The following is a 20,710-nucleotide window of genomic DNA, read 5'->3' on the forward strand; positions in this document are numbered from 1 at the left end:
AAGTTTAATTAAATTTTTAAGGTAGTATATAACAGTGAGTTTTGTTTTTGATAAATTAGTGAGGGCGATATATACTTTTTCTATAATGTAGTAAAGGACTTTAGTTATTTTGTTATAGGTTATAATATGATAAAGTTATCAACTTTGCCTTTAAAGTTAATAAGATATATCATGATGAGTGAACTTTGACATGCCATGGTTCAAAACGTACACCGAGAAAATTATCTTTAGGATAACGTAACGAAAGATAACCACTAACTGAAAGTTGTTTATATACAGATGTTGTGGTAAAATCAGCTGTGAAATTACGGTAACCAAAACCACGTTGGCCTACATCAAAATCACCAATTCCATGAAATGAATACCCAGGAGGAGCTAGTGATCTAGAGGCTAGTGATAAATTCCCATTATGCTTTTGTGCTTTTGCAAGAAAAAGATAAAACTGTTTTATAATACCACGGACTCCACTAGTAAGAACAACATCCTTACCAATAATTTTTTGTATTTCTGCCCATTTTTTTTGAGCTAACCCCTTATATATAAAATTCCCCATTCCAGGAACTTTATAAACATTATGTTGGGGAATAGTTGCTGTGAAGGAGTTTAAAGGTTTTTTATCCATAAAACCATAATTAGATGCATCAACATAGAATAACTCCTCTAGAAAAAGAATTTCTTTTTTTGAAAAATTTTCTATAGAAGAACGTTTTGCTACATTAATTGCTTCGTCTACACTGAGTAAGTAAAACCTTCCATGTCCTACTATATCCTGAATTGCAGTTAGCTTAGCCATGCTACTATCAAGTAATGCTTTTTCTTTCGCTTGAAGAATGATATCTGTGGGGAATGGCTTATCAAAGTTACGCATTTTTAGAAAATAGTCTCTAATTTCTTCTTCTGTAAGAGTTGTAATATTTTCTTGACGTTGTGAAGATTTTAGTTTGCCATGTCGATTGTTTTTTTGAAATGGAGCACGAGAAAGTGATTCTTTTTTCTTTAGTTTTCGTGGTGCTGCATAAATATTATGTATCCATGTAAAACACGCAATGACAGCCATTAGTCCTATAGAAAGAAATTTGCGTCTGGTTAACACAAGTTACTCCAATGGTGTAAAGGATGACATTGTCAAAGCCATGTTTAACACTAAACTAATTATATAAGATACAATAGATACCACAAAGTCCTTTTTATGAGAAACTAAAGGTAGTTTCAAGGATATTTTTAAAAATTCTGCTAAAATACAAGCTAACTAAAGGAGTATATCAGAGCAAGTTTAAACAATATAGTTATTTTATACAATAAAATATGATGGTTACATGTTATATGTGTTTATTCTTATTTAAAGCTTCTTGACCGAAAATTTCATTTCACTTAGCGTTATATTTTGTGATATAATAGAATAAATTTTGGTGGGGTGTTTGGATGGTTCAAAAAACAGAGTATATTTGGTTTGATGGGGAATTTATTCCTTGGGATCAGGCAAAAATTCATGTACTTTCACATGCGTTACACTATGGTACAGGAGCCTTTGAAGGGATTCGTGCATACCGTTGTATAGATGGCACATCTGCTATTTTTCGTCTTTCAGACCATGTTAAACGATTATTCCACTCCATAAAAATTCTTGGATTACGTATTCCTCACTTAGAAGAAGATATCTCCTCAGCTATTATTGATACACTAAAAATCAATAAACTTACAGAGGGATATATTAGACCATTATCTTTTGTTGGTGAAGGTATTATGGGTGTACATCCTGGAGATAATCCTATTAAGACTATTATTGCTGTATGGCCATGGGGAGCATACCTTGGAGAAGAAGGTCTTAAAAATGGAATAAATGTAAAAACAAGTTCTTTTGTTCGTCATCATGTTAATGCAATGATGACAAAAGCTAAGCTTTCAGGAAATTATGTTAATTCTGTCCTTGCAAAGATGGAAGCTAAGTCTAGTGGATATGATGAAGCGCTTATGTTGGATTCAGCAGGCTTTGTTTCTGAAGCTTCAGGAGAGAATATTTTTATTATACGTGATGGGGTTATTAAGACAACACCCTTAACCTCTATTTTAGGTGGAATTACACGTAATTCAGTTATAAGCATTGCAAGTGACCTAGGTTATACAGTTATTGAGCAGCAGTTTACTAGAGATGAACTTTATATATCTGATGAAGCTTTTTTTACTGGAACAGCTGCGGAAGTTACACCAATTCAATCAGTAGATAATCGTATCATTGGTGAAGGTAAAATAGGTAGTATAACACATGCTATTCAAAAAAAATATTTTAGTATTGTTAAAGGAGAAGATCCTTTTTATAAAAATTGGTTAACCTTTTTTACCATTTAGTTATTTTTGTTGGAGTAAATAGTTACTTATATGAAGCAGGTATCATTGGCTATCAGATATAGGCCACAGTCTTTTAAGGAGGTTGTGGGGCAAGAAATTGTTAAAAAAATTTTATCTCGTGCTGCTGCTGAAAGTAAAGTTGTTCCTGCGTATTTGTTGAGTGGTACAAGAGGGGTAGGGAAAACAACTATTGCTAGAATTTTTGCAAAAGCCTTAAATTGTCAACAGGCGCCTACAGCTGAACCTTGTAATACTTGTGAGCAGTGTAAACGTATTACTAAAGGTATACATGTAGATGTAGTGGAAATAGATGGAGCTTCTAATCGAGGTGTAGATGATGCTCGTCGATTACGGGAATCTATTGCTTATGCTCCAATGGAAGGGCGCTATAAAGTTTTTATTATTGATGAAGCACATATGCTTACACGAGAGTCATTTAATGCATTATTAAAGACATTAGAAGAACCACCTCCTTTTTCTACTTTTGTTTTTGCTACGACAGAACCTCATAAATTCCCTGTAACTATTATAAGCCGATGTCAACATTTTGTTTTAAAACCACTTACTAAAGAAGAGCTTATTTATAACCTTATTCATGTACTTAAACAGGAAAATATTTGTTATGAAGATAATGCTATTCAGTTAATAGCTCGAAGAGCATCTGGGAGTATACGTGATAGTATGTCATTACTTGGACAAACATTAATGTTTAGTAATGGCATATTAACTGAAAATGTTGTTCGAAATGTATTAGGGTTAGCAGAGCAAGAATTCTATGAAAAGCTTCTTAGAGCATTCAAAGATCAAAATTACGAAGAGGTAGTAAAACTTAACCAAATATTATTAGAGAAAGGAGTTGATTTAGGGTTTTTTCTTAGAGAATTTGCTACGTTGTGGAGAAATCTATTTTTATTGAGAAAAGTTTCTAAGTTAGATGCTAATATGCTGGGTATGCTTCCTGATGAAATACCACGTTTAACTTCATTAGCGAATTTATTTGAGCCTATATACCTTCATGCTGCTTGGCAGATGGTTCTTGAAAATCAACGCCAAATACTTATGAGTCTTGAACCTCCAGTAGCTTTAGAACTTTTATTTCTTAACCTTACATTATTACCTCATCTTGTATCTCTTGAGCAAATTTCTAATGGGTTAGCTGCATTATCTTCAACATCTTTAGAAACAGAGATATCTAATAAACTTAGAGATAACTCTATGAAGAAAGATGTCATCTCTGCTAGTACAGAAAGTGAATCTATTTCTAATACAAAATTTCAAAATGAGTACCAAGAAGTTGTTGAGGGAGATTTGCAATTTATCAGTGTTAAAGATGTAAAAAGTAAGAGAGATACTATTTCCTCTTCTATGAATGAAGGGGAGATTATTGAAGAACCAACATGGGAGGGCTTTTTACAATACTGTAGCAAAAATGGTTCAACTATAAATACATATTTTTTAAATAAACTTACAGGTATATTTCAACAAAATACCTTAGTTATAACAGTAGATTCACAATTTTTATATGAAAAACTTATATCTGATAAACTTGAAAAATTATATGAGCTTGTCCATAACTATGCTGGGGAAAAATATACTGTTCAACTTATAGAGCCTAAAAATACCTTTAAATTAGAAACAGAAATTAAAAAAGATATTGTTTCTCATCCTGTTATTCAAATTTTACAACAAACTTTTGATGCAGAACTATTACGGTGTACTCCAACTACAAATTTACATATTAAACCTAATAAATGAAAGTAAAGGAATACAGTTATGCAAAATATGAATGAATTAGTACGTCAAGCTGGTCTTATGCAGAATAAAATTGCCAATTTACAAAGAGAAATGGGTGATCGTACTATAGAAGCTACAAGTGGTGGGGGGATGGTAAAAGTTATTGCAAACTGTAAACAGGACATTAAATCAATAGAGATTGATCCTAAAGTTATAGAGTCAGGAGATATTGAAATGATACAAGATCTTATTCTTACTGCTGTAAATGAGGCTATACGTATTAGTCGGAATACAATGGAAAAAGAAATTAGTGCTATAACTGGTGGTATGCAACTTCCTGGTATATTATAATACTTTTTTATCTAAAGTTAGACAAAATTTAAATAATAATACATAAAAACTAGTAGGATGTGTTGTGGATCAGCATATACCAGAAATATTAAGGACTGTTATAGGTCAATTAACTAAACTTCCTGGATTAGGGCCAAAATCTGCTATGCGTATTGCTATGACGTTTTTAAAGTGGCCTGAAAGCGAAACTCGTAGTCTTGGGAAATCTATTTATGAATTACGAGATAAACTAGGACTATGTTCTTCTTGTGGTGCACTGTCAGATAGTAACCTTTGTTTTGTATGTGCAGATAGTGAAAGATTAGATAATCTTCTTTGTATTGTTTCTGAGTGGGATAGTATGGTGACATTAGAAGAAGTTGGTTTTTTTCAAGGGCGTTATATGATTTTAGGAGGATTACTAGCACCTCTTGATAATATGGGCTTAGACAAATTAGAGATTGATCGGTTAATAGATCGTTTAAACAAGGGAGAGGTAAAAGAAGTAATTCTTGCATTAGGCTCAACAATTGAGGCAGAAACCACAGCTACAATGATTTATAGTTTAATTAGTAAACGTTTCCCTTATATTCGAGTTACAAGATTAGCTCAGGGTATCCCTCTTGGAGCAGAAGTTAAATTTATGGATAGAGAAACACTGAGGCAGTCATTACAATATAGGCAAGAGTTATCTTAATTTTTTTGTTTTCTAACTTCATTAAAAGCCAATAGATTGGTATTACCTAAGTATATTAGAATATATTCAAGTCATTTATATAAATAAAATTTTTTGAGAGCTATATAAAAAGACTAATATGTTTAGCATGATAAATGGGTAAGTATTTTTTACAAATATCTTACCAATCAACAGGAATTCTTATGCATTGGTTATCATTATTTATAAATTGAACATATTGATTTGAATGCCCAAAAAGAAATAATTTATTAGTGATAGAAACATCATTTTTGCAATATTCAATAATATTTTCTAGATTGCCTTCTTTCCACCACTGTAATGCTTGTAATCCATTTGCTGTTTTTTTTATATTTAATGTAGCTTGTGCTAGATTATCTAGTGATATTCTGTGGGATAGGCTTTTTTTTATTTCTTTGAGTAAATCAAGTGAAGGAAGGTTCTGTAAATTATAGGGGGCAAACGGCTGTAATACAGCATAATCAAATGTTGTATGGTTAAACCCTATAATCAAATCAGCTTTTTTTAAACGTTGAAATAAGGGAAAAATAGTTTCTTGTGTATAGCTAGTAAAAGTATCTGTAGTAGAGTCGTAAGTAACAGCAATACTAATTTCCATTTTTTCTGCAAATTGCCAACCACCGACTTCTTCCGCAGAATAACGACTTTCTATGTCTAATACTAAGTAGTGATTAGGGATTGTTTTATTAGAAAATGTACTGTTGGAAGATGAGATAGTTTGAACTTGTTCCATATTGTTTTCTAATTAATTATAGTAGTATGTAGTTTAATTATAGGTTTATGCTATATATATATATTTAGCATTTTATAGTAAACATTACCCTAGAGTTAGTTTAACTCTATTAGTATTAATAATATAATTAATATATATTAACTAGTTATTGATAATAGTTGAGGTTAATCAAGAATATAACGTAATGGGTCTACATTCATACCATTTACTTTAACTTCATAGTGAAGGTGAGGTCCTGAACTCCGTCCTGTACTCCCAACGTATCCAATAATTTGACCTCGACGGACATTTTGTCCTACTTTGACATCTACTGTGCTCATATGTGCATATCGAGATGTTAGCCCTGAGCCATGTTGTAATACAACACAGTTTCCATATGCACCATCACAGCCAGCAAGGATAACACGTCCATTCCCAGAAGCTTGTATAGGAGTCCCAATTGCTGCACTAATATCTAAACCTTTATGATATTCAATTCGGCCAGTAAAGGGAGATGGTCTATTTCCAAAGTGAGAAGTAATAAAACCAGAAATAGGCCAAATAGATGGGATAGAAGCTAAAGCTTCTTTCTTGTCACGTAAAGTTTGGAGAAGCTCTTGTTGACGAACTTCTTCAAGTCTTACTTCTTCTGATAGTTGTTTAAGGAAATTATTGAGCTTTCGAACCATTAATTCTTGTCTATGTAAGGGAAGATAGGTTCGAGAAAATTCTTCTGTTCTGGAACCACCAATGGATGTAGCTTCAATATCTTTTTCAATATTGACAATAACTCTAAGTTTTGAGTCAAGACGTTGTACTCTTGAAAGGTCTTCTTGGAGTGAACTAATTTTTCCTACTAAACCCATTAGTTGAGTATTTTGTGTTTCAATTGTACGTTCAGATTCAGAAAGTTGTCTTTGGAGTATATTAGTATTTTGGTATTGTTGCCATAATAAGATATTACTAATAATCACTACTCCAAGAAAAATACAAAGTGAACTACCAAGCCAGCCTTTAATATAAAGGTTTTTACTAGTACCGTTTTTTTCTTTAAGTAGTATAATATGATAGTTACCAAAAAACATGTATAACTCATCAAATACTAGGTATGAGGTTTTTAATATAACTAATACTACTACCAAATATTAAGCATTGTAGTATAGTCATAGCCTATTAACTTTTTTAACTAAAACTCTACTATCCAAACTTGTTGCTAAAATTTTATTAGATGTACAATAGTCGTTTCCCCTAGCATTTGTCAATCGTTGTTTATGGGCTAGTTATAGGCAGTAACAAGATTTTTTATAAATTTATAATCATATTTTAGTAGGTTTTTTTTGTTTATTATTTAACTACAGCTGGTTATAAACTGTAGTGACGTAATTTAGTTAGTAAAAATTTTTTATTTTTTTAAATTTATATTTAATTTTACTGTACTAGATATTTTAAAATAATATTTATATCTACTATATAGATATACTAATTATATTTAGTAATACGATAATATATCAATAATAAATATTATAGATTAATTATTAATATATAGATACATACTTAATTTTAACCTTATATTATTTATTACTAAATAGACTAAATAAAATATTCGTTTTAAATTTACTTTAACTATCAATAAATATATAGGTAACTATTTGATATAATTTACTATAATAAATAAGCTACAATATAGCTTATGAAGAATTATACTATTTCTCTGTTTAAGTAATTTATTACTATCTCTTACATTTATTTTCATACTTATATATGCTGTTTATTTTTTATGAATCTTATTCATATTTTTTATTTTTCAGTTTTATTTATTTTAGTTGTTTTTTTATTTATAAGCAGCTACTTCATCTAGAAATATCTTTAAAGTAATATGGAGGGATAGTTTTTTTATTATGAGAGTATTAGTAATAGGTTCTGGAGGACGTGAGCATGCACTGACATGGAAGCTAAAAAAAAGTGAAAAGGTTTCAGAAATTTTTGTGGCTCCTGGTAATGGGGGGACAGCAAAATGTGCTACTAATATTCCTATAAAGGAAGATAATATTCAAGAACTAGTAAAGTTTGTAAAAGAATATTGTATAGATTTAGTGATCCCTGGGCCTGAATTACCATTAACACTAGGTATTTCTGATGCAATGAAAGCTATAGGAGTAGCCTGTTTTGGTCCTTCACGGTGGTGTTCTCAACTTGAAGGAAGTAAGGCTTTTGCAAAGCAACTTATGGTTCAACTTGGTATACCTACGGCTAATTATGGTATTTTTCATCATATTGACGACGCTAGAGATTTTATAAAAAATACTGGTACACCTGTTGTTATAAAAGTTGATGGGCTAGCTTCAGGAAAGGGTGTTTTTGTCAGCCATACAGAAGAAGATGCTCTAAAAGCTTTAGAATATATCATGGATAAAAAAGTATTTGGAGAGTCAGGTGCTACTATTGTAATTGAAGAATTTCTTGAAGGAGAAGAAGTATCATTATTAGCTTTTTGTTCTGGTGATGTAGTATTACCTCTTCCTTCTGTGCAAGATCATAAAGCTGCTTTTGATGGAGATGTTGGTCCTAATACAGGGGGAATGGGGGTATACAGTCCTGCTCCTTGTTTGCCAAAAGATATGCTAGAAGAAATGGCTAATCTTACGATCCTTCCTATAGTCAAAGAAATGTCTAAGCAAGGCCATCCATATGTTGGTATATTATATGCTGGTTTGATGATGACAAAAGATGGGCCTAAGGTTCTTGAATACAACATACGTTTTGGCGATCCAGAATGTCAGGTATTAATGATGAGACTTGAAAATGATCTCATAACATTAATAGAGAGTTGTCTTACAGGCTCACTTTCAGGTATAAATTTGAAGATACATTCAAGTAGTGCTTTGGGCGTTGTTATTGTTGCTGATGGATATCCTGATACTTACCCTAAAGGTATGCTTATTGAAGGGATAGAAAAAGTAAAAGAGCAAAAAGGGATAGAAGTATTCCATTCAGGTACTCAACTAGATAATGGCCAATTTTATTCTAATGGCGGTCGTATTCTTTGTGTTACCTCATTTTCTTCTACTTTATTAAAAGCTCAGCAAGATGTATACCAAGCACTTAAAATGATTCATATAGAGAAGACAAGATATCGTACAGATATAGGTTTGAAAGGATTAAGGTATAAGAATGAAACATGTTAAAGTTGCAATATTTATAGGTTCTCCTTCTGATGAGTCGATTGTAAGCCCTTGTACAGAAATTTTAACGCAGTTAAATATTCCCTATATATTTACAGTAAGTTCCGCACACCGAACTCCAGAGCGTACAGCTGAACTTATAGATAGCCTAGAGGCAAATGGATGTGAAGTTTTTATTTGTGCTGCAGGAATGGCGGCTCATTTAGCTGGTGCTGTAGCTGCCCGTACTTTAAAGCCTGTTATTGGTATTCCTATTACCTCTTCTTCTTTAGGCGGAATGGATGCACTACTTGCTACAGTACAAATGCCTTCAGGCTATCCTGTAGCAACAGTTGCATTGGATACTGCAGGTGCGCGTAATGCTGCATGGTTAGCTGCTCAAATTTTAGCATTACATGATTCAAAAATAAAAAAACAGTTAGATGCTGCTCGTAAAAAATTTAAAGATGATGTACTTTCAGTAAGTAAAAGTATAGAAGATAAATATACTAGTATTATTAGTTAATAAAAATCTTTTTATATTATAAAGTGGTCCTAATGAGATTAGAAGGGGAAATTATTTTTCATGGGTAGTATAGTAAAAATGTTTCAGTGGTTACGTAAAACAGTTTTTTGGGAATATTTAGAAGCTATATTTTGGGCTGGATGTATGGCTATTATTCTCACAACGTTTGTTATCCAAGCTTTTAAAATTCCCTCAGGTTCTATGTTGGAAACATTACAAATAGGTGATCATTTATTAGTAAATAAGTTTCTTTATGGATTAAAAAATCCATTTTCTGATAGTTATTTAATTAAGGGGATTGATCCAAAAGTTGGAGATGTCATTGTCTTTCGTTACCCAAAGGATACCTCTGTTGATTATATAAAAAGAATAGTTGGTGTCCCTGGTGACATTCTCGAAATGAAAGATAAGATTTTATATCGAAATGGTGAAAAAGTAGTAGAACCCTATGTACAACATTCCCAAGAAGATATTATTGTTCCTGTAAGAGATAATTGGGGACCTATAGTTGTTCCTTCTGAAAGTTATTTTGTCTTAGGGGATAATCGGGATGATTCTTTAGATTCTCGTTTCTGGGGATTTGTTAATCAGAAGAATATTTGTGGTAAAGCATGGATAATTTATTGGTCTTCACAAGGACTACATAATATACGTTTTGATCGGATTGGAAAGTTTATCCATGAGGATAATTAAAATATATAATAGATTATGCTAGATTTAGAGATACAATTCCCCCAATAAGTATAATAATACCAATCCATGCAGAAGGTTTAAGCTTTTGTCCAAATAGAAACCAACCACCAAGAGATGTACCTAAAATGCCAAAACCACCCCACATAGCATAAGCAACAGCAAGATCTAAACCTTGAGTTGCATAAGCTAAAGCTAAGAAGGCTAGTCCTACACATATAAGAGAGAGAATACCATAATAGATTTTTTTAAAGCCTTGAGAACGAGCTAACATTAGATTAGCAATAATGTCTAACCCTGCTGCTATAAGAATAGCTCCTATGTAACTATTAAACATTGTTGATAATCTCTCCATATACATTTTGTTTTAGTTATTTGATGAAATATTTACTGTTCCATGGTGAATGAGTATTGCTCCACTAAGTAGGGCAAATAAAGATATTAGCCGAGTAATAGTCATTTTTTCATCTATAACAAAGATACTAACAAGTGTAATAAGTATAAGTCCAAGTCCTTCCCAGAATGCATAAGCTACTCCGATTGGTAACCCTGTAGCAGCAAGTGCTAACATATAATAAGAAAGTCCTATACAGATAAGCATAAGGAGATAGCCAATATTTGGTTCAAATATCCAAGTTCCTAGTTGTGAAAGCTTCATAACAGAAGTGCCTATAACTTCAAGGAGAATCGCTATAATTAAGTATATCCAGTGCTTAACTTGTGAAGTATATTGACGGGGTTGCATAATACCTTCTTTACCTTGATGTTAAAAAATTCACTAAATTGTTAATTCTCTTTATTAGGACGTTTATTATTATAAAGCATATATTTTGCAATAGCAAAGAAGTCTGTAGCAGCTTGTCTCATAGATTGCGTACGTTCAGATTCCTTTTCAATTAAGTTATTGCACTCTGTATCTGCAAGAAAATAGAGCCCTTCTGTTTCTTCTTTTATATAACAATACCCATCTTGTACAAGTCGGATAAACGCTTCAGTTTCACCTGCAATAAACTGTTTAGAGTCATGGTGTGTTGCTGGATCTAAAAGATTTCTTCCCATTGTTTGATTATGATAAGTAATTCCTGCAAGAGAAGCTAGGGTTGGGAATATATCAGGTTGTCCACATGGGTATGGATATTCACCTGGTTGAATTCTTCCTGGAGCATAAAGTAATAGGGGAATATGATTACTTTGTAATCGACAAGCTAGATATCCAGGTGTCATGTTTAAGGATGGATCATTAAGTCCATGATCTCCAAAAATAGCAAATATGGTATTTTGGAACCATGGTTGAGTCTTTGCAAGAGCAAAGAATTCACCTAATGCATGATCAGCAAAGCGCATAGAATTATATTCTTCGTCACTTGTATATCCGTAATTTGCTAATAATTCTGGTGTAGGGTTTAATTTTATAAACCCTGCATTATCGCTAGGTATGGTGTATGGTTTATGAAAGCTTGAAGTTTGGATAACACCAATGAAAGGTAGTGGAGAATTATTAAAAATTTTGATTGCTTCACGAAAGAGATCTAAGTCAGAAATTCCCCAAACATCTACGCTAGGTGAATTCCACTTGCCTTCTTCAAAAAGTTGAAGGTGTTCTATGTTATGATCTAATAGACCTCTTATATTAGCCCAGCTTGCACTTCCACCAAGCATATAATATTTTTCATATCCTTTAAACTCATTCATGATAAGGTGTTGCTCAATAAGTTTTTGATTTCTTGAACTTGTTCCTCCAGATCGATTTACATCAGGAATTCCTGTCATGGTTGTAAAAATTGCTCGAGCAGTAGTTCTTGCTGGGGCAAAAAAGAATGGGAAAAGAAGAGATTCTTTAGCAAGTTTTTTTAGATTTGGAGTAGGATTATCTTCTCCTGGAGCTAGTGATGTGCGAGGCCATGCTAATGATTCCATGATGATAATCACAATGTTTATGGGAGTTGATTGCTTATGACCTTTTATTACACGAATAAAGTTTAGGTTTTTTTCATTAGGGTTAGTGACGTTAAGCCACTCTGCTATTCGAGGATAACTTGTATGTGTTGCAGCAATATCAGGGGGAATCGCAGACATTATTTTATAGGTATCATAAAGGTTTTGAATGGGATTTAATCCTAATATAGCAAGATCTTTGTTGATACTGAAATATGCATTACTCCATCGAAGTGGAAAAAGAGTTGTATTAATTTGGCCATAAGCAAATAAAAATAGTATAATCAATGTTATTATTGTCCAACATCCTCGGGGAAAGGATGATAACATTGTTATCTTATTACTTTTTAGTATTAAATAAATGAAGAAAAGGCATAAAGATAGGGTAAGACAAAAAGCAATACTTATCCAAAAGATAGGGTAGCTTTCCCATACCATATGTAATGAAATTATAGGAGTTGTAAGAAAATCAAAGAGAGTGGCGTCAAGACGTTGTCTTAAATAGAAGAAATATCCAAAATCTGTAATATAAAGAATAAGAACTAAACTAATAATCAGGCCATATAAACTAAGAATATATGGTATGTATTTGGGTAGCCGTTTTTCTAAATATGGGCTTAAAAGAAGTAAACACAGTGGAATAGATATGATGACAGCAATACGTATATCAAATTTACTTCCTATATAAAAAGCATACAAAATTTGTGAAAATGGTATGTTAGAGAGTGCATCATATAATAAAATAAACATACTTATTCTTGCAAGTATGAGTATGCCCCATATTAAAAATAAGAATTTTGTTATAGTATAAATAAAGGGTGGGAGATGTAATTTGATATTCATAGGTAATATAAAATCTTTAGATTAAGATAGTAAGTAGTTATGTATGTACATGAGAAAACTAATTATATTGACGTCGGGTATCTAATATTTTTTATTATTTGGATAAGTTGTTTTTTATCAAGTAAGTATAATGAGGCAACATAACTTATGATACCAATAGGTACAACTAAACATATTGTAATTACTGGAACCCCATCAGATAAAAAATATACTGTAGTGTAACATAAAATAAAAGTACAACAGGCTGCAAGAAGTTGTAGCGATACTTTTTTAAAAGGAAAGTGAACAGGAATAAAGCAATGTAATTTTTTCCATAGTAACCAGCAGTAAAACCATAAACTAAGAGAAGCAGCTAGTGGAGGACCAATAATATTAAAGAAATAAAGGAGTAATGCTCCCAATAGAAAGCTTAGTGTAATGGTTAACATACCTACGTAGAAAGGTACTGTTTGATTATTAATAGCATAATATGTTGAAAGTAGTGTTTTACTTAATGCTATGGCTGGTAGCCCAGGAGCATAGGCACAAAGAGCAAAGGTTGTTATATTAACAGCTTGAAAATTAAATTCACCATGATAAAATATTGCTTGAACTAATGGCATCGAGATAGCTATAAGTCCTAATGCAGCAGGAAAATTTATTGCTAGGATAAGGCTGACGTTTTTTGATACTTCATCTCCAAATATAGATAGTTTATTTTGTCTATATATAGTAGTTAACACAGGTAGAGCTACTATCCCAATAGCGCTACTAAGAATACCAATAGGAAATTCTATGAGTCGCTCTGCATAAAAAAGTGATGCTACATGTCCTGTTGGTAAAAAAGAAGTAAGCGCAGTTGCTAAAATAAATGTGAGTTGTGGGATAGATGCTATAAAAATATTTTTTGGAATTTTTAAAACGTTTTTTGTTAGGATTGATATATTATAGTCTACTTTTGGTTCTGCTTTTTTTAAGTATAAGGCTAATGGTAGTTGTGACATCCATTGAAAGATTCCGCCACAGAGTACACCATAAGAAAGGAATACTCCCCTATCTATTGGGGTATAACCTATTGAAATTAATGCAAATATAATGACTGAACTATTAAAGAGTACAGGAGAGAGGGCAGGTAAAAGAAAATGTCTTTCACTATGTAATACAGCTATACAACCAGACGTCAGAATAGCAAAAATAATATAAGGAAGACAAATACGAAAGAGTTGTATTGTCTCGCTATGTACAGTATGTTCCCAGTTAAATCCAGGTGCTAAGATATCAAGAGCAATAGTAGGGATAAACCATACTACACTACTAATAGTACCTATAATAAGTGCAAATATTACAGCAATACGAAGAGTTAGTTGTATGCCACTATTGGAACATATAGATTCATGTCGGCAAATACTGGTTAAACCTATAGAAAGTGAACCTTCGCCAAGTAGTCTTCGGAAAAAAAAAGGTAAGCGTAAAGCTATAGTTAAAGCATCTGCTGTTGTTGTGCTACCTAAAAGCCAAGCTATTGAAACATCCCTCATTAATCCAAGAAGTTTTGAAAAAAAGGCTCCAATAGTTATAATGAGTGTATGATAGAACATTTTTGCAACATAATAGAAGTTATATTAGATTTAGTTATAAGAATGGAATATATTGAGTAATCATAAAAGGTCAATCATCGTATTGTAACAAATTAACAACATAATAGATTAAAAGGAATATATTATTGAATCCACCAGGAACATTTCATATTACTGCCACAGATGGGAGTGCACGTACAGGTGTACTTTATACAGCACATGGAATTGTAAATACACCTATTTTTATGCCAGTAGGTACAGTTGGTAGTGTCAAAGCAATTGCTCCAGATGATCTTGAGGCTATATCTGCTGAAATTATTTTAGGTAACACATATCATTTATATCTAAGGCCAGGAGATGAACTTATTGCTCGTAGGGGTGGTTTACATGTGTTTAATGCATGGGAAAAACCAATACTTACAGATAGTGGAGGGTTTCAAATTTTTAGTCTTTCTTCTTTAAGAAAGTTACATAAGGATGGCGTAATATTTCGCTCCCATATAGATGGCTCAAAGCATGTTTTTACTCCAGAACGAGTTATTACTATTCAGCGTAATCTTAATTCTGATATAATGATGGTTCTTGATGAGTGTGTTGCTGCAAATGCAGATTACACATATACAGCCCAGTCTCTTGATTTAACTATACATTGGGCAAAGCGATCTCGTGATGTATACCCAAAAGGGGAGGGAGATAATCTTTTATTTGGTATTGTGCAAGGAGGAATGTTTAAATCTCTTAGACATAGTTCAGTCTCACAACTTATAGACCTTGATTTTGATGGGTATGCTATTGGAGGGTTATCTGTAGGTGAACCAAAAGAAATTATGATGGAATTGTTATATGATACAGCACCATTGCTACCTAAGACAAAACCACGGTATCTTATGGGTGTGGGGACTCCATTAGATATACTTAAAGGTATTGAGGCAGGAGTAGATATGTTTGATTGTGTTTTACCTACTCGTAATGCCCGAAATGGAACATTGTATACTTCTCAAGGGAAGTTAAACATAAAACGTAAAGAATATGCAGAAGATGACTTACCTCTTGACGAGAACTGTAGTTGCTATACTTGTCAGACCTTTTCACGGGCATATTTAAGACATCTTTTCCATTCACAAGAGTTATTGGCATTTCGATTGAATAGTATCCATAATCTTACATATTTTTTAAATATAATATTTGGAGCACGAAAAGCTATACATGGTGGATATTTTTTTAATTATAAGCAACAGGTTGAACAGCTTTATTGTAATTAATATTCTGTTTTTCTGTTACTATCTATTAGTTATCCTTTATAAATTATTATGATACCCTTTTGGAACAAATTACTAAAAAAATTAGTATGATTTTCTAGAAAAATTATAAACTATTTGTTATTATACGATTACTTACAAGTTTTTCAAGAGCTTGAAGATAGTTTTTAGTTCTTTTTGAGCGATTATAAAATAATGATTGAATTTCACTACGAAGTGTTTGGAATATTCCTTGACTATTATTGGGTTGTGGAGAGGATGTTACTAATGGGAGAAGGAGTTGTATAACTTTTTTTCTTTCTTTATTAATACAAGCTTCTGCAAAAGGTAAAAGATCTGGCTCGGCATCAACTTCTGGATGTAAGTAATCATCAGAGAACCATTTTATATTTAAATCCGCAAATAGTTCAAAGCTAATTTCAATAATGCGATTTAGCCAACGTATATTTTGTGTATTCATATATGGTAATGTCATTTTTAGATCATTCCAATAGTTTTTATTAAGATAATTAATAAATGGTTTGATAGCATTTGCATCTAATAAGATAGATTTTACTTCTAAATAGTGAACTAATTTTTGTTCAACAAGTAGTTCGGGCGATGGAAGAAGATATTTATGTTCTTGTCTAATGAAGTATAGTTCATCAATACATTGAGAAAAAGGTACATTTGAACTTAGTACATCAAATATAAAGCATGTAGATCCTAAACTAAGTTTAAAGTTTGGATGTAAAAAAGGTCTTCCTGCTTTGCCATTATTCAGAAATGGAAGAGAAAAAATCCAGCGTCCTATTGTGTTACATTCCCAATAATCAGGATTTTCACAAAAAGTTGTATGGTGGATTTCATCATGTGGATTATTGGCTCTAGTATTAAGTGTTTTATCAGAAAATGTTACAGCATTACCACATACCAAAGGAACATTATCTTGAATTGCTATTTTTAAAAGTTGTTCTGCTGCCATTGGAGCTAAAAAATCATCAGCATCAATCCATGTAATAAAATCACCTTTAGCAAGGTTTTGTCCAACTTGTCTGGCAATTCCAGAGCCTTTGTTTGGTTGTGTATGATATCTAATAGTATTCGTAATAGAAGAATAGTGTTCGATAACTTCTTGGGTATTATCTGTGGAGCCATCATTTACAATAATAACTTCAATTTTTTTATGTGATTGCCATAAGCAGGATTCAATAGCAATGGGAAGCCAATAACCCATATTATAAACAGGGATAACAATAGAAAGAGTGGGCATAATCACTCCAATAAGTAATTAGAGAGTTATTCAAATGATTATTATGGTTAAAAGAAAAAAGCGCAATTAAATATATTAATTGCGCTAAATTTTATAATATAAAGCTTGTTTTATTTTACTTCAACAGTAGCCCCAGCTTCAGTAAGTTGTTTTTTGGCTTCTTCAGCATCTTCTTTAGATACACCTTCTTTTAGGGTAGAAGGTGCTCCGTCTACTTTATCTTTTGCTTCTTTTAATCCAAGACCTGTAAGTGCTCGTACTACTTTAATAACTGCAATCTTGTTAGCTCCAGCTTCTTTAAGAATAACATCAAATTCAGTTTTTTCTTCAGCTTCAGCTTCAGCTGATGCAGCAGTAGGCGCTGCCATCATCATCCCAACAGCAGGAGCTGCTGCAGAAACACCAAATTTTTCTTCAAGTTCCTTAATAAATTGGGAAAGTTCTAATACTGTCATATTAGATATAAATTCAATAACTTGTTCTTTGGTTACAGACATGGAATTACTCCTCTAAAATATGTTTGCAATTAATTTAAGTTGTTTGCCTATGCAGCTTTTTTTGCCTCAATAGCTTGAAGAGCATAAAAAAGTGGCCGAATTATATTAGCAAACAGGGATACAAAATTGGTAGGCACAGCATTTAATGTTCCAAGTGTTTGAGCAATAAGCTCAGGTTTACTTGGTAGTTTGGCAAGATCTTCTATATCTTTTGTTGTAAGAAGAGTTCCTTCAAGACTACCATGACGAACAGTAATAAACTTACTAGTTTTTACAAAGTCGTTGATAGTTTTTGCTATTGCCACAGGTTCATTATAGCCAAATGCAATAGCACAATTGTCTTTGAACTGATCTTTTATAATGCTATGGATACCATCGGTGAATGCTATTCGTGCCAGTGTATTTTTTACAACAAGATATTCACCACCGCTTTCACGGAGTTTTGCTCTCAGGCACGTTAGCTCTTCCACCGATATCCCCTTAAAATCTGTGACTACTACAAAAGATGCAGTATCAGCTTTTGCTTTGATTTGAGAAATCAGAGCAGCTTTTTCAGATCTATTCACGTGAATCTCCTTCACGTTATGGGGTTACTATGGTGGAATAGCAAGCCAAAGGTGTTGTCTAGACAGGTTATTTAAGGAAGTTTCCACCTGTTGTCTTCGACTCGAATTCCAGTCCTTAGCCAACCATCTTAGTTGTAAGATGGTACTTTTTCATGAAAGGTTAACTTTCAAGAAATTTTTTTACAAGATTGGTATCTATTTTAAATCCTGGTCCCATTGTTGTAGATATAGCCATACTTTTTATATAAGTGCCTTTTGCTGAGGATGGCTTAAGACGATTCACTGTTTCTACAAGAGACTTTAGATTACCAAGAATTTTTTCTGAACCAAATGAAACTTTACCTAGTGGTGCATGCAAAACACCTGCTTTATCAACTTTGAAATCAATACGCCCTGCTTTAAGTTCTTTAATGGCATTAGTAACGTTGAAAGTTACAGTTCCTGTTTTTGCATTAGGCATAAGGCCACGAGGTCCAAGTTGACGTCCAACTTGTCCTACAAGAGCCATAACATCAGGGGTTGCAACAGCTGCATCAAAATCAAGCCAGCCATCTTTAATTTTTGCTACAAGTTCTTCTGCACCAGCATAGTCAGCACCAGCTTCTTTTGCTTCAGCTTCTTTTTCACCTTTACAAAAAACAGCTACTCGTACTGTCTTTCCTAACCCATAGGGTAAAGTAACAGCACCACGAACCATTTGATCAGAATACTTAGGATCTACTCCTAGGCCAATAGCAATATCTACAGTTTCATCAAAATTTGCAAAAGAAGTTTGTATTGATTGAGTTACAGCATCTTCAAAAGAAAGGTGTAGTGATAAGTCTACTCCTTTTACTGCATTACGATATTTTTTCCCTAGCTTGGGCATTACTATATTCCTTTTATAAAAGAGGTCTTACTATCATCTATTCCCTATATTGGGATGAAATGTTGATGTGTTAAGAAAAATAGTCAGTTAACTTTAACTTTAATTTATTTTATTTCAATTCCCATACTACGAGCTGTTCCTATGATTGAACGTTTAGCTGAATCAAGATCTTTTGCTGTAAGATCTGGTAGTTTGAGTTTTGCAATTTCTTCAACCTGTTCTATAGATATTTTCCCTACTTTATTACGATTAGGTTCACCAGATCCTTTATCTATTTTAGCTGCTTTCATAATGAGAACAGCTGCAGGAGGTGTTTTTGTAATAAAAGTAAAAGAACGATCAGCATAAGCAGTTATAACTACAGGAATAATCATGCCTTTTTGATCTTGTGTTCGAGCATTAAATTCTTTACAAAATTGCATAATATTTAACCCATGTTGGCCTAAGGCTGGACCAACAGGAGGTGATGGATTTGCTACACCTGCTGGAATTTGTAGTTTTATTTTAGCAAGTTCTTTTTTAGCCATTGTTTTTATAACCTCTAATTTGACTAGAGTGTTATAGAACCTATGCTAATTGCATAAGTTCTATCTATATATTTTATCTTTACCCCTTAGAAACTTGGATAAAATCAAGCTCAACAGGGGTTTGTCTACCAAAAATTGATACAGAAACTCGAAGTTTCCCTTTATCGTAATTGACATCTTCAACAATACCGTTGAAACCACCAAATGGTCCATCAATAACACGTATTTCATCACCACGTTCAAAGCTAAATTTAGGCCGTGGTTGTTCTTGGCGTGTTTCCATGAGTGAAAGGATCTTTGAAGCCTCTTCATCTTTCATTGGTGCAGGGCGATTTTTCCCTCCAACAAACCCAGTTACCTTGGGTATAGTTTGAATAAGGTGCCAAGAATAATCAGTCATAGTCATTCGAAGCATGATGTATCCTGGATAGAATTTACGTGTAGTCGTACGTTTTAGACCACCTTTACCTAACTCAACGACTCGTTCAGTTGGTAGGACAACCTCATGAATAAGACCTTCATCTTGTCCACTACGCATCATTTCTTTTATAGTGGCTTCCACACGTTGTTCAAATCCTGAATAAGTATGAACAATATACCATCGAGACTTTCCTGGATCAGCTGTTTTATTAGCTTGAGCAAGAGGTTCATTATGTTCAGTCATGGGAAGTCCTAAAATTTAAGGATATATGCAATAGTTTTTGATAGGCCTAGATCTACTAATCCAAGGAATATTGACATGATAGAAACAAAAACCAATACAATAAGGCTTGTTGTTTTTGTCTCTTTAAATGTCGGCCAAGTAACTTTTTTTAATTCAAAATAAGAAAGTTCAAGATAGTTTTTGAACCAAATAATGTTTCTAAAAAAATTTTTGTGTGTTTCTTCTTGAGTAGACTCTTTCTTTTTCATACAGTTATCCTAGAAAAATAAAAAACCAAATGGCAGGGCAGGAGGGATTCGAACCCACAACATCCGGTTTTGGAGACCGGCGCTCTAGCCGTTAGAGCTACTGCCCTGCAAACTAAATAATACATTATTTGGTTTCACGGTGAACTGTATGTTTTTTATCCCAAGGGCAATATTTTTTCAGTTCAACACGGGCAGTATTGGTCCGCTTATTTTTTGTTGTAGCATAATTACGGCGTTTACATTCAGTACAAGCAAGTAATATATTAATACGCATGAGTTTT

23 protein-coding genes and 1 tRNA gene are annotated in these 20,710 nt (G+C 32.8%); 8 read left to right on the forward strand and 16 right to left on the reverse strand.

The window, feature by feature from the left end; genetic code table 11:
• Window positions 1-169: 169 nt before the first annotated feature.
• The gene (locus LI_RS04980) at window positions 170-1,093 is read right to left on the reverse strand and encodes a M15 family metallopeptidase (protein ID WP_223604169.1); all 924 of its coding nucleotides are present in this window, start codon (window positions 1,091-1,093) and stop codon (window positions 170-172) included.
• A gap of 329 nt (window positions 1,094-1,422) precedes the next feature.
• Here LI_RS04980 and LI_RS04985 point away from each other — a divergent pair, with 329 nt between their 5' ends.
• The 4 genes from LI_RS04985 (at window position 1,423) to recR (ending at window position 5,107) form a co-directional block, all read left to right on the forward strand.
• Entirely contained in the window at window positions 1,423-2,346 is a 924-nt protein-coding gene (locus LI_RS04985) for a branched-chain amino acid transaminase (RefSeq protein ID WP_011526998.1), read from the forward strand.
• 30 nt (window positions 2,347-2,376) lie between these two features.
• Window positions 2,377-4,101 (forward strand): DNA polymerase III subunit gamma/tau, encoded by a 1,725-nt coding sequence (gene dnaX, locus LI_RS04990; protein WP_011526999.1) that lies wholly within the window; start codon window positions 2,377-2,379, stop codon window positions 4,099-4,101.
• A gap of 18 nt (window positions 4,102-4,119) precedes the next feature.
• Window positions 4,120-4,431, forward strand: coding sequence for a YbaB/EbfC family nucleoid-associated protein (locus LI_RS04995; RefSeq protein WP_011527000.1), 312 nt, complete (start codon window positions 4,120-4,122; stop codon window positions 4,429-4,431).
• A 64-nt stretch (window positions 4,432-4,495) separates the two neighbouring features.
• Entirely contained in the window at window positions 4,496-5,107 is a 612-nt protein-coding gene (gene recR / locus LI_RS05000) for a recombination mediator RecR (RefSeq protein WP_011527001.1), read from the forward strand.
• Window positions 5,108-5,267: 160 nt separating this feature from the next.
• Here the strand turns inward: recR and LI_RS05005 are convergent, their stop codons facing one another.
• Window positions 5,268-5,858, reverse strand: coding sequence for a ribonuclease H-like domain-containing protein (locus tag LI_RS05005; RefSeq protein ID WP_011527002.1), 591 nt, complete (start codon window positions 5,856-5,858; stop codon window positions 5,268-5,270).
• Between the two features lie 164 nt (window positions 5,859-6,022).
• The gene (locus LI_RS05010) at window positions 6,023-6,922 is read right to left on the reverse strand and encodes a M23 family metallopeptidase (RefSeq protein WP_011527003.1); all 900 of its coding nucleotides are present in this window, start codon (window positions 6,920-6,922) and stop codon (window positions 6,023-6,025) included.
• Window positions 6,923-7,735: 813 nt separating this feature from the next.
• On the opposite strand from LI_RS05010, the gene purD reads away from it, so the two are divergent.
• The 3 genes from purD to lepB are packed head-to-tail and all read left to right on the forward strand — an operon-like array spanning window position 7,736 to window position 10,217.
• Window positions 7,736-9,022 carry a phosphoribosylamine--glycine ligase gene (gene purD, locus LI_RS05015; protein WP_011527004.1) on the forward strand — a complete coding sequence of 429 codons (1,287 nt, stop codon included), beginning with the start codon at window positions 7,736-7,738 and terminating at the stop codon, window positions 9,020-9,022.
• Entirely contained in the window at window positions 9,009-9,524 is a 516-nt protein-coding gene (purE, locus tag LI_RS05020) for a 5-(carboxyamino)imidazole ribonucleotide mutase (protein ID WP_011527005.1), read from the forward strand. The genes purD and purE overlap by 14 nt, the downstream gene beginning before the upstream one ends.
• A 60-nt stretch (window positions 9,525-9,584) precedes the next feature.
• Window positions 9,585-10,217: a signal peptidase I gene (gene lepB, locus LI_RS05025; RefSeq protein WP_011527006.1), complete on the forward strand. Its 633-nt coding sequence runs from the start codon at window positions 9,585-9,587 to the stop codon at window positions 10,215-10,217.
• Between the two features lie 13 nt (window positions 10,218-10,230).
• On the opposite strand, the gene LI_RS05030 is transcribed toward lepB, so the two are convergent.
• From LI_RS05030 to murJ, 4 genes are all read right to left on the reverse strand, one after another.
• Window positions 10,231-10,551 (reverse strand): multidrug/spermidine efflux SMR transporter subunit MdtI, encoded by a 321-nt coding sequence (locus tag LI_RS05030; protein ID WP_011527007.1) that lies wholly within the window; start codon window positions 10,549-10,551, stop codon window positions 10,231-10,233.
• Between the two features lie 30 nt (window positions 10,552-10,581).
• Window positions 10,582-10,959, reverse strand: a complete 378-nt coding sequence (locus tag LI_RS05035; protein WP_011527008.1) for a DMT family transporter — start codon at window positions 10,957-10,959, stop codon at window positions 10,582-10,584.
• Between the two features lie 41 nt (window positions 10,960-11,000).
• A complete protein-coding gene (locus tag LI_RS05040; protein WP_223604174.1) occupies window positions 11,001-12,899 on the reverse strand; it encodes an LTA synthase family protein in 1,899 nt (632 codons plus the stop codon).
• A 155-nt stretch (window positions 12,900-13,054) separates the two neighbouring features.
• A complete protein-coding gene (gene murJ / locus LI_RS05045) occupies window positions 13,055-14,569 on the reverse strand; it encodes a murein biosynthesis integral membrane protein MurJ (RefSeq protein ID WP_011527010.1) in 1,515 nt (504 codons plus the stop codon).
• 125 nt (window positions 14,570-14,694) lie between these two features.
• On the opposite strand from murJ, the gene tgt reads away from it, so the two are divergent.
• Entirely contained in the window at window positions 14,695-15,810 is a 1,116-nt protein-coding gene (tgt, locus tag LI_RS05050; RefSeq protein WP_011527011.1) for a tRNA guanosine(34) transglycosylase Tgt, read from the forward strand.
• Between the two features lie 103 nt (window positions 15,811-15,913).
• Here the strand turns inward: tgt and LI_RS05055 are convergent, their stop codons facing one another.
• The 9 genes from LI_RS05055 to rpmG all read right to left on the reverse strand — a co-directional run bounded on the left by LI_RS05055 (window position 15,914) and on the right by rpmG (window position 20,703).
• The gene (locus LI_RS05055; RefSeq protein ID WP_011527012.1) at window positions 15,914-17,059 is read right to left on the reverse strand and encodes a glycosyltransferase family 2 protein; all 1,146 of its coding nucleotides are present in this window, start codon (window positions 17,057-17,059) and stop codon (window positions 15,914-15,916) included.
• Window positions 17,060-17,169: 110 nt separating this feature from the next.
• Complete coding sequence (gene rplL / locus LI_RS05060) at window positions 17,170-17,556, reverse strand: 50S ribosomal protein L7/L12 (protein WP_011527013.1); 387 nt, start codon at window positions 17,554-17,556, stop codon at window positions 17,170-17,172.
• Window positions 17,557-17,603: 47 nt separating this feature from the next.
• Window positions 17,604-18,122 carry a 50S ribosomal protein L10 gene (gene rplJ, locus LI_RS05065; RefSeq protein ID WP_011527014.1) on the reverse strand — a complete coding sequence of 173 codons (519 nt, stop codon included), beginning with the start codon at window positions 18,120-18,122 and terminating at the stop codon, window positions 17,604-17,606.
• Between the two features lie 160 nt (window positions 18,123-18,282).
• On the reverse strand, window positions 18,283-18,990 hold the full coding sequence (gene rplA / locus LI_RS05070; RefSeq protein WP_011527015.1) for a 50S ribosomal protein L1: 708 nt from the start codon (window positions 18,988-18,990) through the stop codon (window positions 18,283-18,285).
• A 104-nt stretch (window positions 18,991-19,094) separates the two neighbouring features.
• Window positions 19,095-19,517, reverse strand: a complete 423-nt coding sequence (gene rplK / locus LI_RS05075) for a 50S ribosomal protein L11 (protein ID WP_011527016.1) — start codon at window positions 19,515-19,517, stop codon at window positions 19,095-19,097.
• Between the two features lie 79 nt (window positions 19,518-19,596).
• Window positions 19,597-20,181, reverse strand: a complete 585-nt coding sequence (gene nusG, locus LI_RS05080) for a transcription termination/antitermination protein NusG (protein ID WP_011527017.1) — start codon at window positions 20,179-20,181, stop codon at window positions 19,597-19,599.
• A gap of 8 nt (window positions 20,182-20,189) precedes the next feature.
• Window positions 20,190-20,429 (reverse strand): preprotein translocase subunit SecE, encoded by a 240-nt coding sequence (gene secE, locus LI_RS05085; protein WP_015353797.1) that lies wholly within the window; start codon window positions 20,427-20,429, stop codon window positions 20,190-20,192.
• Window positions 20,430-20,459: 30 nt separating this feature from the next.
• Window positions 20,460-20,536: transfer RNA gene (locus LI_RS05090), tRNA-Trp, on the reverse strand.
• Between the two features lie 17 nt (window positions 20,537-20,553).
• Window positions 20,554-20,703 (reverse strand): 50S ribosomal protein L33, encoded by a 150-nt coding sequence (gene rpmG, locus LI_RS05095; RefSeq protein ID WP_015353798.1) that lies wholly within the window; start codon window positions 20,701-20,703, stop codon window positions 20,554-20,556.
• Between the last annotated feature and the right edge of the window lie 7 nt (window positions 20,704-20,710).

The sequence above is a fragment of the Lawsonia intracellularis PHE/MN1-00 genome (assembly GCF_000055945.1).
Taxonomy (GTDB): Bacteria; Desulfobacterota; Desulfovibrionia; order Desulfovibrionales; family Desulfovibrionaceae; genus Bilophila; species Bilophila intracellularis.